Source organism: Corynebacterium alimapuense (genome assembly GCF_003716585.1).
In the GTDB taxonomy this organism is placed as follows: domain Bacteria; phylum Actinomycetota; class Actinomycetes; order Mycobacteriales; family Mycobacteriaceae; genus Corynebacterium; species Corynebacterium alimapuense.
The window spans coordinates 93,347-105,777 of sequence record NZ_PTJO01000005.1 but is presented as its reverse complement, the minus strand read 5'-3'; the positions used below and the strand labels follow the sequence as shown (position 1 = coordinate 105,777).

General features: G+C 57.2%; 12 protein-coding genes. 5 read left to right on the top strand and 7 right to left on the bottom strand.

Annotated elements, in window-relative coordinates; all coding sequences use genetic code 11:
• The first annotated feature begins 15 nt into the window (after positions 1 to 15).
• Positions 16 to 1,128: a GmrSD restriction endonuclease domain-containing protein gene (locus C5L39_RS07580; protein WP_123048297.1), complete on the top strand. Its 1,113-nt coding sequence runs from the start codon at positions 16 to 18 to the stop codon at positions 1,126 to 1,128.
• Positions 1,129 to 1,219: 91 nt separating this feature from the next.
• Here the strand turns inward: C5L39_RS07580 and C5L39_RS07575 are convergent, their stop codons facing one another.
• The 4 genes from C5L39_RS07575 to C5L39_RS07560 form a co-directional block, all read right to left on the bottom strand.
• The gene (locus C5L39_RS07575; RefSeq protein ID WP_165858010.1) at positions 1,220 to 1,948 is read right to left on the bottom strand and encodes an ABC transporter permease subunit; all 729 of its coding nucleotides are present in this window, start codon (positions 1,946 to 1,948) and stop codon (positions 1,220 to 1,222) included.
• Positions 1,949 to 2,047: 99 nt separating this feature from the next.
• Positions 2,048 to 2,824: an ABC transporter permease subunit gene (locus C5L39_RS07570; RefSeq protein WP_165858009.1), complete on the bottom strand. Its 777-nt coding sequence runs from the start codon at positions 2,822 to 2,824 to the stop codon at positions 2,048 to 2,050.
• Positions 2,814 to 3,731 carry an ABC transporter ATP-binding protein gene (locus C5L39_RS07565; RefSeq protein WP_123048294.1) on the bottom strand — a complete coding sequence of 306 codons (918 nt, stop codon included), beginning with the start codon at positions 3,729 to 3,731 and terminating at the stop codon, positions 2,814 to 2,816. The genes C5L39_RS07570 and C5L39_RS07565 overlap by 11 nt, the downstream gene beginning before the upstream one ends.
• Positions 3,728 to 4,216: a GbsR/MarR family transcriptional regulator gene (locus C5L39_RS07560; RefSeq protein ID WP_123048293.1), complete on the bottom strand. Its 489-nt coding sequence runs from the start codon at positions 4,214 to 4,216 to the stop codon at positions 3,728 to 3,730. Before C5L39_RS07560 ends, C5L39_RS07565 begins: the two co-directional genes overlap by 4 nt.
• Positions 4,217 to 4,504: 288 nt before the next feature.
• On the opposite strand from C5L39_RS07560, the gene gatB reads away from it, so the two are divergent.
• Both gatB and mgrA read left to right on the top strand, forming a co-directional pair.
• On the top strand, positions 4,505 to 6,010 hold the full coding sequence (gene gatB / locus C5L39_RS07555) for an Asp-tRNA(Asn)/Glu-tRNA(Gln) amidotransferase subunit GatB (RefSeq protein WP_123048292.1): 1,506 nt from the start codon (positions 4,505 to 4,507) through the stop codon (positions 6,008 to 6,010).
• Positions 6,011 to 6,024: 14 nt separating this feature from the next.
• Positions 6,025 to 7,104, top strand: a complete 1,080-nt coding sequence (mgrA, locus tag C5L39_RS07550) for an L-glyceraldehyde 3-phosphate reductase (protein WP_123048291.1) — start codon at positions 6,025 to 6,027, stop codon at positions 7,102 to 7,104.
• A 107-nt stretch (positions 7,105 to 7,211) separates the two neighbouring features.
• On the opposite strand, the gene C5L39_RS07545 is transcribed toward mgrA, so the two are convergent.
• On the bottom strand, positions 7,212 to 7,892 hold the full coding sequence (locus C5L39_RS07545; RefSeq protein WP_123048290.1) for a LysE/ArgO family amino acid transporter: 681 nt from the start codon (positions 7,890 to 7,892) through the stop codon (positions 7,212 to 7,214).
• A gap of 70 nt (positions 7,893 to 7,962) precedes the next feature.
• On the opposite strand from C5L39_RS07545, the gene C5L39_RS07540 reads away from it, so the two are divergent.
• On the top strand, positions 7,963 to 8,856 hold the full coding sequence (locus C5L39_RS07540; protein ID WP_123048289.1) for a LysR family transcriptional regulator ArgP: 894 nt from the start codon (positions 7,963 to 7,965) through the stop codon (positions 8,854 to 8,856).
• On the opposite strand, the gene C5L39_RS07535 is transcribed toward C5L39_RS07540, so the two are convergent.
• Positions 8,807 to 9,901 carry a glutathione S-transferase family protein gene (locus C5L39_RS07535; protein ID WP_123048288.1) on the bottom strand — a complete coding sequence of 365 codons (1,095 nt, stop codon included), beginning with the start codon at positions 9,899 to 9,901 and terminating at the stop codon, positions 8,807 to 8,809. The genes C5L39_RS07540 and C5L39_RS07535 overlap by 50 nt on opposite strands.
• A gap of 311 nt (positions 9,902 to 10,212) precedes the next feature.
• Between C5L39_RS07535 and C5L39_RS07530 the strand changes: the two genes are divergently transcribed.
• Positions 10,213 to 11,085, top strand: a complete 873-nt coding sequence (locus C5L39_RS07530; RefSeq protein ID WP_123048287.1) for a DoxX family protein — start codon at positions 10,213 to 10,215, stop codon at positions 11,083 to 11,085.
• Between the two features lie 11 nt (positions 11,086 to 11,096).
• On the opposite strand, the gene C5L39_RS07525 is transcribed toward C5L39_RS07530, so the two are convergent.
• A complete protein-coding gene (locus tag C5L39_RS07525; protein WP_245974935.1) occupies positions 11,097 to 12,425 on the bottom strand; it encodes a glycosyltransferase 87 family protein in 1,329 nt (442 codons plus the stop codon).
• Positions 12,426 to 12,431 lie beyond the last annotated feature (6 nt).

Genomic DNA, 12,431 nt, shown 5'->3' with positions numbered 1-12,431 from the left:
TAAGGAGAAGCCACCATGACGCTGAAGCGTTGGTCGAGCATTGTCGCAGCTATCGCAGCGCTATCGCTGGGGATGAGCAGCTGCAGCCTGCCAGATGATGAATCCGTGGATACAGCAAGCTCCGGAATCTCTTCGGCCAGCCTCGATCCTTCAGCGGCAGATTCAGAGGGGAGTTCTTCTGCGGAATCGGAAGCCCCGGAATCTGCAGCAGTAGCAGGCGACTCGGCGGAGACTCCGGATGATGCGGCCACTGGTACTGCTCGAGCAGCCCTCGATACCCTAGAAGTCAAGGGTCGAGCACCGAAAACCGGCTATGACCGAGACCTGTTTGGGGCTTCCTGGTCAGATATTGATCACAATGGTTGCGATACCCGCAATGACATTCTTGCCCGCGATCTTGACGGTGAGACGTTCCGTGAGGGCACGCAGGATTGTGTGGTGCTTACCGGCGTGTTGGATGATCCCTATACCGCTACTGAGATTCACTTTGTGCGCGGTCAAGACACCTCCAGCGCGGTTCAGATCGACCACGTGGTCGCATTATCGGATGCTTGGCAAAAGGGTGCCCAGCAACTCGATACTGATACTCGTACCCTCTTTGCAAATGATCCGTTGAATCTCTTGGCCGTAGATGGGCCAGCGAACGGGCAAAAGAGTGATGGCGACGCAGCGACGTGGTTGCCGGCCAACCAGCCTTTCCGCTGTGACTACGTCTCCCGCCAAATTGCAGTGAAGGCGCGCTATCAGCTGTGGGTTACCAGCGCGGAAAAAGATGCCATGGCTGGGATCTTGTCTGATTGCCCGGAGCAAGTACTCCCGACGGATGAGACAGCCACCGCCGCCTACCAAGTAGACACCACTGGAGTTCAGCAAGCAGAAGTTGTCGAACCAGCCCCGGTAGTCGAACCAGCCCCGGTAGTTGAACCTGCCCCCGTGGTGATACCTGTTGCTCCAGCACCTGCCCCCGAACCTCTTACTGTTCCGCAATCAACCGGTGGCACCGATCCGCAGTTTGGTACCTGTAAAGCTGCCATCGCCGCGGGCTTTGGCCCTTATATTTCCGGAGTTGATCCGGAATACCAGTGGTACCGCGATGGCGATGGCGACGGGATCAACTGCGAGTCATAGTTAGGCATCGACTGAGCCAGTTTTAGACAGCCAACAGCCGGGGCACCAAGATATTTTGGTGCCCCGGCTGTTGGCTGGTTAGTAGAGCTTCTTAGCCGTGTAGATCCCGGCGGGGAAACTGCAGGAAGCCGATAGCGCCGATAACTAGTGCGGCGATGCCGAGGACTAGCGCGGATGAGACATCAACGCCTTCGACCAGCGGATTATGTCCGTTGTAGTGGAACCAGGGGCTCAGCTTCGTCCAGTCGTTGAGGGTTTCGCTCAATGGGAAGAAGGAAGCGACCACGAAGGAGAGCACTGCCAATAGAGCGGCGATACCCATGGTTGGTTTAGCCCGGCCAGTGGCGACTCCGACTGTGAGAGTAATGGCGGCAAATACCAAGCCCAGCAACGTCGTATGGATGGCAGCAGCGATCATTCCAGAACTGGATAATTCAAGAGATCCGCTGATATCTGCTGTTAATAGGCCGAGATAGATCAGCACTCCCATGATGAGCACGTAACTGACCACCGATAGGGTCTTGGCCGCGAGGAATTGGTTCCGAGAGACTGGAGCGGACAAGGACATGCCTAGAGTTTTGGATTCTTCCTCTTTGGCAGTTGCACGTAGTCCTGCCATTATGGCTAGCGCGATCATGCCGCCAGGGGCAATCATGGAAAGAAACTCGGCATTAGCCCAGCCAGCCGGGGTCGTCAGGTCAGCTCCGGGGAGAATGGTGGTCAGTGCTTCGGGAAGCTCAAAGGAGCTGAAAGCATCTTGCAACGGCTCCCAGAGCAGTCCGATGACCAAGCCCATGACAATCGAATAAAATCCGAACATGGCTAGGATTTTCAACTGGGAGCTGAAAGCTCGAGCGAAGAGTGCCCTCATCGGGGAGTATGAGGAGGCCTCAATGTGTGTGCTAGTAGTAGTCATCGCTTAGCCTTTCAGATCTCGTCGAGGAAATGCCCATGCGGATACGGCAAACCCGACTGCAGCGATGGCTGCTAAGACGAGCAAGTGGCCGGCGTCGATGCCGTTGTTGAGCGGGTCGCTGCCGAGGTAGTAATACCAGGGGCTGATCTTGGCAGCAGCATCAAAGCCAGCCAACGGAAGCATCGCATTCATGAAGTAGGTGACTACGGCGATCGTGCCGACTATCGAGGTTGCCCACAGTGATTGACCGGTAGCGGCGGCGACACCGAACGATAGGCCGCCAAAGGCTAACCCGAGGAAAAATAGATGAACGCTGCCAGCAGTAACTTCAGTCAGGGTTGCGTCGACGTCGATAAGCCAAACACCTAGAGCTAGACCAGCCCAGAACAGCACCACCGCTCCGAGTAATGCCAGGATCAGGACAACGGCTTTAGCAGTAAAAATGGATAGCCGGGAAATAGGCTGGGCGGAGAGTAAACTCATGGTCTTGGTTTGCTCTTCACCGGCCAGGATTGATGCTCCTACGCTGATGGCGTAAGCGACGATAGCTATCGGGGCAATGAGATTGAACACCTCGCCGACGACATAGCCGCCGGGTGCTTCTCCGCCCAAGAAGGCTTCCAATGCCGGAGTGAGATTGTCGGTGATGGAATTGAGCATATCGGCCATTGGCACCGACATCGCCAGAGCGAAAAAAGACAATACTCCAAGGGAAAAGCCTATGACGAGGATGCCTACCCGGCGCTCTCGGAGATCGTGCAGGATCAGGTTAGGAGACATTTTTAGCACCTGCCGAGGAATCATCGCGGTAGTAAGCCAAGAAAATCTCTTCTAGGTCGGCTTCCCGGCTATGGAGATTTACTACTTCATAGTCCATGGCTGTGTGCAGGACGGCATTGACTGATCCGTCGAAAGATACCGAGACGTGATGGTCGTTGAACTCAGCACTACGGACGCCGTCAATCCCATCAAAAAGGGTGTCAGGCACCACACTGCCGAATTCGAAATCGAGGCGACGAACAGCCTTCTTTTTGAGGCCATCGATACTCTCAACTACCACTAGCTTGCCGTGGCGAATGATCCCGACTCGGTCGGCGACTCGCTCAACTTCAGACAAGGTGTGGGAAGAGAGGAATACTGTTCGCCCGTCGGCTCTTACCTCTCGCATCATCTCCATGAATTCCTGCTGAATCAACGGGTCAAGCCCGGCGTTGGGCTCATCAAGAATCAATAGGTCAGGATCGTGCATGAACGCCTGAATTAGGCCGATCTTTTGGCGATTTCCGGTGGAGTACTCGCTGATCTTCTTCGATAGATCAGCCTGGAGGCGCTCTGCCAGTTCATCGATGCGCTGCTGTTTGACACCGCCACGAAGCTTCGCGAAGTAGCGCAGGGTCTGTTCGCCGGTCATCGACGGATAAAATGCTAGGTCGCCGGGGATATACCCGATCCGGCGGCGGACCTCGAGGGACTCGGTGCGGATGTCATGGCCGAGGATTTTTGCGGAGCCGCTGCTGGGGCGAATCTGATCGAGCAGGACCCGGATGGTTGTGGATTTACCGGCACCATTCGGACCGAGGAAGCCAAAGATCTCGCCCTGGTCCACGGTGAGATCGAGGGAGCTGACAGCCGCGAAATCTCCGTACATCTTGCTCATGGCTGTGGTGTGGATGGCAGGTGTAGTCATGTCTGATTCTTGCCTTTCTCATCGTGGTAGCGCTGGAATAGTGGAGGGAAATTCTCTTCGAGGAAGCTGAAAAAGTCGACGGCCTCTTGTAGTCGTTCTCGACGTCCGGGGGCGTGGTCGGGCAATATCTGCAATCCGGTTTCAGCGACTTCACGCAGTGCAATGGTGGCGCGAAGCTGGTCTTCCATGACGCTGTCCCAGGCTCCAGGGCCGACGCGGTAGCTGGTGCGTCGGTCTCCGGGTAGTGCGGTTTTCTCAACGAATCCGAGTTGGACGAGCAAACGGAGGTTGGTACTCACGCTTCCGGTGCTGGCCGAGATGCTGTGAGAGATGGCTTGGGCATGTTGTTCGGGTGGGTCACAGACCAAGAGGTAGCCGAAAATTCGGCCGGCAGCCCGAGTCAGACCAGCAGATTCGAGTACTAGTCCGATGTTTTCGATGAATTGGTTGATGTCGTTGGCGGAGGATTCGGAAGTGTCAGTCATGATGTCGATCTTAGATCGATTCTCATGGATTTCAATATAAACTGAAATAATTGAAAGTGCAATGCCTGTGCAAGATTTCTATCAGCGTTGCATCTGCCATGCCTATCCCGGGGTGAGAAAGCCAGAGCGAGGAGGTAGGGGAGAAGGCCCGAGCCACCGTCACACCCAGTACTTCAGGCCTTTGGCGAAGTCTCCGCGGAGAGGGCAATATCGCTGGCACCGGGGAGGTCGCGAGAACTGCTCGACCACCTGGCGCAGCCGCTTCGGTGAGCAACTAGACTGTCCGGCATGACTGCCACGACGTATGACTTGATGGACCTTGACGAAGTCCTGGAGAAATTTGATCCCGTCATGGGCCTAGAGGTCCACGTGGAGTTGGCCACGAAGACCAAGATGTTTTCTGCCAGCTCCGCCGAATTTGGCGATGCCCCTAACTCCAACGTTGACCCAGTCTCGCTCGGCCTGCCGGGCGCGCTACCCGTGGTCAACGCTAAGGGCGTGGAATGGGCTATCAAGATCGGCCTGGCGCTTAATTGCTCCATCGCCGAATCTTCACGTTTTGCCCGGAAGAACTACTTTTACCCGGATCAGCCGAAGAACTACCAGATCTCCCAGTATGACGAGCCCATCGCCTACGAGGGCTACCTGGATGTCCAGCTAGAAGATGGCACCGAGTGGCGAGTAGAGATCGAACGCGCTCACATGGAAGAGGACACCGGCAAGCTGACCCACCTCGGCGGCTCTGCCGGACGTATCCACGGCGCGACCGCCTCCTTGGTGGATTGCAACCGCGCAGGCATTCCGCTGATCGAGGTCGTGACCAAGCCGATCGAAGGTGCCGGCGAGCGCGCACCTGAGGTCGCCAAGGCTTATGTCTCCGCACTGCGTGAGCTGGTCAAATCTCTCGGAGTCTCTGATGCTCGCATGGATCAGGGCTCTATCCGCGTGGACTCCAACCTTTCACTGCGCCCCATCGGCCAGCAGGAATTTGGTACCCGTACTGAGACCAAGAACATCAACTCCTTGAAGTCGGTAGAGCAGGCCGTGCGCTTTGAGATGATGCGCCAGGCCGCCGCGATTGAAAACGGCGAGACGATCCGCCAGGAGACTCGTCACTACCAAGAAACCGATGGCACGACGCTAGCCGGCCGCATCAAGGAGACCGCGGAAGACTACCGCTACTTCAATGACCCGGACCTGCCTCCAGTTATCGCCCCGGCCGAGTGGGTCGAGGAGATTCGTGCCACCTTGCCGGAGCTGCCGTGGATTCGTCGGGCACGCATCCAGCAGGAGTGGAAGCTCTCGGATGCGGAGATGCGCGACCTGGTTAACGCTGGCGCCTTCGACATGATCACTGAGACCGTCGAAGCTGGAGCCACCTCTGATGAGGCACGGTCCTGGTGGGTGTCCTACCTAGCCAAGAAAGCCAAAGAAGCCGAGGTCGATCTTGATGCCTTGGCAGTGACGCCGGTCCAGATTGCTCGCGTCGTAGCGTTGATTAACGAGGGTAAGCTCACCAATAAACTAGGCCGTCAGGCCGTCGACGCAGTGCTTGCTGGCGAGGGTAACGTCGATGAGGTCATCGCCAAGCATGGCCTAGAGGTCGTTCGCGATGATGGCGCCATTGAAAAGGCCGTCGACGAGGCACTGGCAGCTAACCCGGGCATCGTGGAGAAATACCGCGCTGGCAACACCAAGGTTACCGGCGCGATCGTCGGTGCCGTGATGAAGGCCACCCGTGGCAAAGCCGACCCAGCTCAGGTCAACAAGCTCATCGCCGAAAAGCTCAACTAAGGAATTTAGGGACAATGAATACCTATGTAGCTGCTCCTGATCGCTATGACTCGATGCCCTACCGCAGGGTGGGTCGTTCCGGTCTCAAACTGCCGGCCATCTCTTTGGGTCTGTGGCACAACTTTGGCAATGACAAGCCCTTGGAGACCCAGCGAGCCATCCTGCGCCGGGCTTTCGACCGCGGGGTCACCCACTTCGATTTGGCTAATAACTATGGCCCTCCGGCAGGCTCGGCAGAGAGCAACTTCGGACGCCTGCTCGCCGAGGATTTCAAGCCCTACCGCGATGAGTTGGTTATTTCGTCTAAGGCTGGCTGGGATATGTGGCCTGGTCCCTATGGGTTTGGTGGCTCCCGCAAGTACCTCATGTCCTCGCTTGATCAGTCGTTGACCCGGATGGGCCTGGACTATGTGGACATTTTCTACCATCACCGTCCGGATCCCGAGACTCCGCTCGAGGAGACAATGTATGCCCTGCGTGACATTGTTGCTTCCGGCAAGGCGCTCTATGTCGGCATTTCTTCTTATGGTCCGGAGCTCACCGCCGAGGCTGCTGAGTTTATGGCTGAGGAAGGCTGCCCGTTGCTGATTCATCAGCCGAGCTATTCCCTGGTTAATCGCTGGGTGGAAGAGCCCGGCGAGGATGGCGATTCGCTCTTGGAGACCGCGGCGGATTCCGGGATGGGCGTTATCGCCTTCTCCCCGCTGGCCCAGGGACTGCTGACCAATCGCTACCTCAATGGCGTTCCTGCTGACTCGCGTGCTGCTGCGCAGTCCTCCCTCTCGAGCGAGATGCTCAGCAAAGAGAACTTGGCGATGGTCGCTCAGCTCAATGACATCGCCAACAATCGCGGTCAGTCACTGGCCCAGATGGCAGTGGCATGGGTGTTGCGTGAGCAGGGTGATTATGGCGCGGACACGGTTACCTCCGCTTTGATCGGTGCCTCTAGCGTTGCTCAGCTTGATGAGAACCTCGATACCCTCGAGAATCTAGAGTTCTCCGATGTTGAGCTCAAGGCGATCGATGAGGCCGCTAGCGATGCTGGCATCAATATCTGGGCGGCAGCGACCGCGTCTCGTCGTCACGCCGACTAAGACTAGGTTCTAACTACTGCTTATCGACGCGCCGCGGGCGTGCTGGTCACCAGATTCAAGGATGAGGAATGCTGTTCCTCATCCTTTTTTTGTGCGCACTTTTTTGGCTACATCAAAGCGAGTTTGAGTGCGAGGCCCGCCAAGATGATCGCGATGATCACGTTAAGGACCCGCCAGACCTTCGGGTTGGACAATGGGCCAGATAGGAGCCCTGCGCCGTAGCCGACGACAGGGAACCAGATGAAGCTAGCTAATAGTGCGCCACCAGTAAACAGCCAGCGTCCTTGTTCGCCGTATTGGGAGGCGATCCCGCCGATCATCACTAGGGAATCTAGATAGGCCGCAGGATTAAGCCAGGTGAGTGCGATGGCCTGCCACATAGGCCGGACCCATGATCGCTGCGGAACCACTTTAGTGTCCTGGCGGGTAGCAATTGCGGTGCTGCCTGTTCCCAGATCGGCGCTTTGAGGTTCGCTGCTCTCGATTGCGGTCGAGCCCTCACGCTGGTGAGCTCGGGCGGCATCTTTCAGCGCGGCGAGCGAAAACCATGCCAAATAGGCCACTCCGGCCCATTTGAGTACGACCAAAACTAGGGGCGCTTTGGCTACGAGGACTCCGACGCCCAAGGTGCCCAGCGAGAGCAAAAGAACATCGGAAATCAGACACACGATGATGACTGCGGTCACGCCTTCGCGGCGAGCGCCCTGTCGGATAAGCAGGATATTCTGCGGTCCGATGGCGACGATGAGGGAGAATCCGAGCAAGAGCCCGGCAAGCACGATCGACATGTTTGACAGTGTGGACTAGATTGCCGATGAAGGCCAATGATAGATTTTCACCTTAGGTTAGAATTGCTTCATGAACCCAGTTCACCTGCAGACCTTGCTAGCTATTGTCGATGAAGGCAGCTTTGAATACGCGGCCGCAACCTTGGGCGTCTCGCCCTCAGCGGTCAGTCAGCGGATCAAAGCCCTAGAAAGACACGTCGGCCGAGTCCTGGTGCGCCGCACTGGCAGAACTACCGCCACCGAGGCCGGGGAGATACTGGTGCAAGCCGCTCGGCGGATGGCGCTACTTCAAGATGAGACCAATGCTCAGCTCAGTGGTCGGTTGGAACGGGTGCCGCTGTCGGTGGCGGTCAACGCCGATTCACTAGCTACCTGGTTTCGCCCAGTGCTGGCAGATGTCGCAGCTTTTGGCAATGCAACTCTGCGGCTGCGCATCGAGGATGAATCTCATACGCTCGCGCTTCTGCGCCGAGGTGACGTGCTGGGCGCGATCACCAGGGAAGCCACCCCAGTTTCTGGCTGCCAGGCCACGGCATTGGGGAGCATGTATTACCGGGCCGTGGCCACCCCACAACTGCGTGAGGCCTATACCTTCGACGGCGAGATAGATTGGGCGCACCTGCCAGCGCTGCGGTTCGGCCCCAATGACACCTTGCAGGATGTCGATTTGCAGGGGCGTCTCGACGCCGCCGTGCGTCGCCGCCGAGTCATCTCCCAGATCCCCTCATCGGAAGGATTCCTCGAGGCGGCACGAGCCGGCCTGGGCTGGGCGCTAGTGCCTGAACTCCAAGCCAGCCCGCTGCTCGAATCTGGTGAGCTGGTGGCGTTGGACGATACCGTGGCCGAAGTCGCCCTCTACTGGCAGTGCTGGCGCCTGGAATCAGAACTGCTAGAAAAGCTGAGCCAAGCAGTCACTAAGGCTGCAGGTGTGGTGCCTGATTCTGGAATGGCTCAGGGTTTTTAAGCTCCTCGCCGGGCGGCATGGCGCCTGGGAGGGTCGTTCCTGGGGCGAAGGGGCTACCACCGAAAATCTCGCGGCCATGCGCAGTAGCTAGGCCGGATAGATCTGGGCCGCCAGGGATAATTCCCGTGGGGTTGATATCTCGGTGGACCAAGAAATAGTGCTGCTTGATTTCAGTGAAATCAGTAGTATCGCCAAATCCTGGAAGCTGGAACAGCTCCCGCAGATAGCCCCAGAGGTTGGGCATCTCGGTGATCTTATTGCGAGCTGTTTTGAAATGGCTGTAATAGACGGCATCAAAGCGGATAAGCGTGACAAAGAGCCGAATATCCGTTTCGGTAATGTGATCGCCCACTAAATAGCGACGGGTAGAGAGCCGCTCCTCGATCTGGTCGAGAGCACTCCAGAGCCGATCGTAGCCATCGTCATAAGCATCCTGGCTGCCGGCAAATCCGCACCGGTAGACCCCGTTGTTAATCTCGGTGAAGATCCACTTATTCAGCCGTTCCATTTCTTCGACATGCTCGCTGGGCCAAAGATCCGGGGCTCCGGGGCGCTGGAACTTTCCCCATTGCGTGATCAGATCGCGCACGAGGCTGGGAAAGTCATTGCTGACGACCTTGCGGCTGGATTCTTCGACCAGCGCAGGCACGGTAATGCCTCGTGGGTAGTCGGGGAAGCGATTGAAGTAGGCCTCCTGCAAGCGGGTGATTCCCAACACTGGGTCCACCGCGTCGGGATCAAGATCGAAAGTCCACGAACGCTGATCATGGGTGGGACCGGCTAGAGCTAACGAGATGACTGACTCCAGTCCCATGAGCCTGCGCACGATGACTGCACGATGTGCCCAAGGGCATGCACGCGCGGCGACTAATCGGTAGCGATTGGCTTCCACTGGCCAGTGAAAGGTGCCATCATCCTGACTGGTTGCTGCCCCTGCGGGGGCAGCAGCAGTGATGCGATCGGCGATGTAATTGGTGTCTCGGACGAAAGCACCGGTAGTGGAGGCATAGGTTCCAGCCGGGGCCTGAGGATTGTCTGTTGTCATATCAACAATACTAACGTCATTGCAGGGGATAGGGCAATGATTATGGACAATGAGCGCAGCTAGCCAGCTAGAAATAGCAGGAGAAAGGGACCGTAGCAAAGAACCTAGCCAGCCTCGTATCCTCTGAGACTTCGGTGGAAGATATCTCATTGACTACCGGAGATTGTGCCCCCTGCTGGCTACGTGCAGCCGAAATATCCAAGGTTCACAAAGTCTCAGCAGCGGTCTTATCAGAAGCACCTTAGGCTTTTCTGGACGGCTCGCCGAAGTGGGTCGGCGCGGGACCTTCCCTGTGGCCTAATCTGGCAAGCATGAGTGACAACAATCAAAACTCGGACCTCCCAGATCGAGCAGCCTCGACCGATGATGGTCTCGACGTGCCTGCCTACCGGAAAGACCCTGCCCAAGACTCCACTACTCAGTTCCCACAAGGGGCGAGTGGGGCCTACCAACGCACTGGTCGCGCAGCTCCGCAGGAGATTCCGGCAGAGCCGAAGCCAGCCCCTTATAGTGACCAGGATTTCGCGCCCACTGGCAGCCACGAGACGGTGGCCTTTGGCTATGGTTCCACTCCCGGCCCGGCACCTACTGCCGCTCCGGTCGCAGCCCCGGCCTTTGATAACACCGACCCAGCTGCTGATCTAGCGGAACCTAAGGTGTTCGATCATCGTCGTGGCACCATTGACCTAGGCCTCTTAATCATCCGCCTGTTACTGGGAGTCTGGTTGATCCTAGAATCGGTGGGTACTTTCTTCCAGCTCGGCGGCAGTGAAGGAATCTCCGGTCTTGAAGCCGATTACGCCAACTACCTTGCGCCGAGCGCTCTTGCGATCGCGGTACCCGCGATGCAGCTTGCTGCGGGCGTCTTCTTGGTCCTGGGACTAATTACCCCGCTCTTTGCGATGATCGCCACCGTCGCTACTTCCTTCACCGCATTGGATGCCCTGGCAGGTAGCGGCGCTGGACTAAACATCTTCGCTTGGTCAGAGGGCGTCTGGCTATCGCTGGTGCTCCTGGGAGTTTCCGTGGCGCTGCAGTTCACCGGCCCAGGCCTGTATTCCTTCGACTACGGGCGCAGCTGGGCACGTCGTCCGCTGTTTAGCTCTTGGATCTTTGTGGTGCTGGCGATTTCCGGCGGCGTAGCACTCTGGTGGTTTGGCGCGGGCATCAACCCGCTCAACTAATCCACCACGGATTAACTCCGACCCGGCTCCTGTTCTAGGGGAGCCGGGTTTTTTGCTGCCTGGGAAGGTGCAGGATCAACCCGTGGGACTGTCCGAAGTGCTATTGCCCAAGCCATCAGCAGCAGGATCGATAGCCACACGAAGTCGGAGACCAAGAGCTTCTCCCAGAACCCCAGCGCATGGACGTCGATGGCATCTCCGAACCACCACTTGGCAGGATTGCTCAAGACCAGCGCACTGAATACCAGCGTGATAGCAGATAAAGCCTTGGGAGCCCCCAGCACTGTCAAGCAGCGCCATGCCACCACGGGCAGCAATATGGTCAGCCACACCCAGTGATGGGACCAGGAGATGGGGGAGATCAGCAACATGATCACTGCGTTGACCAAGACGGCGTCGACAAGCATCTCTCGTCGCATCAATGAGATCATTAGCCAAGAGCCAAGACCGATGGTGACCACCACCAAAATTAACCAGATGATGTTGGCTTGGGTTGAATGAGCCTCAAGGGATTCGGAGCTGGTGTACCAGCGCATGATCATGCCCTTGAGTGAGCTATTGGATTGATAAGTCGAATCGACGCCGAACTCCGAATCGGTGCCCATGCCCAGCAACACTGTCGAAAAATACTCGACGGTGGCATCCCACCTCAAAGCCGCGGCTACCGCAGTAGCCGAAAGCGCTGCGACCACAGCCACGGCGATCGCTCTGAAATCTCGGCGAAGAAGAAAAAATAGCAGCATCGCCAGCGGAGAAATCTTGATCGCTGCAGCTATACCGATGAGAGTGCCCTGTGGCAAAAAGCGTCGACGGGGGATGAGATCTAGGATTACCAAGGCCATGATCACCACGTTGACCTGTGCGAAACCAGCATTGAGCCATACCGGTTCGATCAGCAGCGCTGCCGGCCAGACCACTGCCGTTACCGCCAGCAAGCTCGGGCGATCGAGCCACTGTGAAGCAATCGTGCGTGCAACGAGATAAAGACACAGCAGAATCAAGGCCGAAGATAAAACGATCAGGATATTGCCGGCCATGTTGTGATTGAAGAGATCACCGATGGTCAATGGAACCAGCGCCATGGCTCCAAACGGCGGATAGATAAACGGCAGCGCCAAATTTCCCGCCATCATGGGTACGGAATACATTTCCCCGCCGTCGAGGAAAGCCCGAACGCCCTCGCGGTAGATGATCATATCCACCGGAAAATCGGTGAGTAGTACCTGTCGGCTGGTAACGCCGAAGCCCGCGGCCAAGCCCAAAAACGTCATCACTTTTAAGATGAGGCTATGAGGCAAGATCGCGGGCTTTACCTGGTTGCTATCGAGGGTCGAAGTCACTTCGAC

Excerpts from the sequence above, each read along its gene's own strand:
- C5L39_RS07580 (WP_123048297.1), top strand. The coding sequence starts at position 16 with ATGACGCTGAAGCGTTGGTCGAGCATTGTCGCAGCTATCGCAGCGCTA.
- C5L39_RS07575 (WP_165858010.1), bottom strand. The coding sequence starts at position 1,948 with ATGTTCGGATTTTATTCGATTGTCATGGGCTTGGTCATCGGACTGCTC.
- C5L39_RS07570 (WP_165858009.1), bottom strand. The coding sequence starts at position 2,824 with ATGTCTCCTAACCTGATCCTGCACGATCTCCGAGAGCGCCGGGTAGGC.
- C5L39_RS07565 (WP_123048294.1), bottom strand. The coding sequence starts at position 3,731 with ATGACTACACCTGCCATCCACACCACAGCCATGAGCAAGATGTACGGA.
- C5L39_RS07560 (WP_123048293.1), bottom strand. The coding sequence starts at position 4,216 with ATGACTGACACTTCCGAATCCTCCGCCAACGACATCAACCAATTCATC.
- gatB (WP_123048292.1), top strand. The coding sequence starts at position 4,505 with ATGACTGCCACGACGTATGACTTGATGGACCTTGACGAAGTCCTGGAG.
- mgrA (WP_123048291.1), top strand. The coding sequence starts at position 6,025 with ATGAATACCTATGTAGCTGCTCCTGATCGCTATGACTCGATGCCCTAC.
- C5L39_RS07545 (WP_123048290.1), bottom strand. The coding sequence starts at position 7,892 with ATGTCGATCGTGCTTGCCGGGCTCTTGCTCGGATTCTCCCTCATCGTC.
- C5L39_RS07540 (WP_123048289.1), top strand. The coding sequence starts at position 7,963 with ATGAACCCAGTTCACCTGCAGACCTTGCTAGCTATTGTCGATGAAGGC.
- C5L39_RS07535 (WP_123048288.1), bottom strand. The coding sequence starts at position 9,901 with ATGACAACAGACAATCCTCAGGCCCCGGCTGGAACCTATGCCTCCACT.
- C5L39_RS07530 (WP_123048287.1), top strand. The coding sequence starts at position 10,213 with ATGAGTGACAACAATCAAAACTCGGACCTCCCAGATCGAGCAGCCTCG.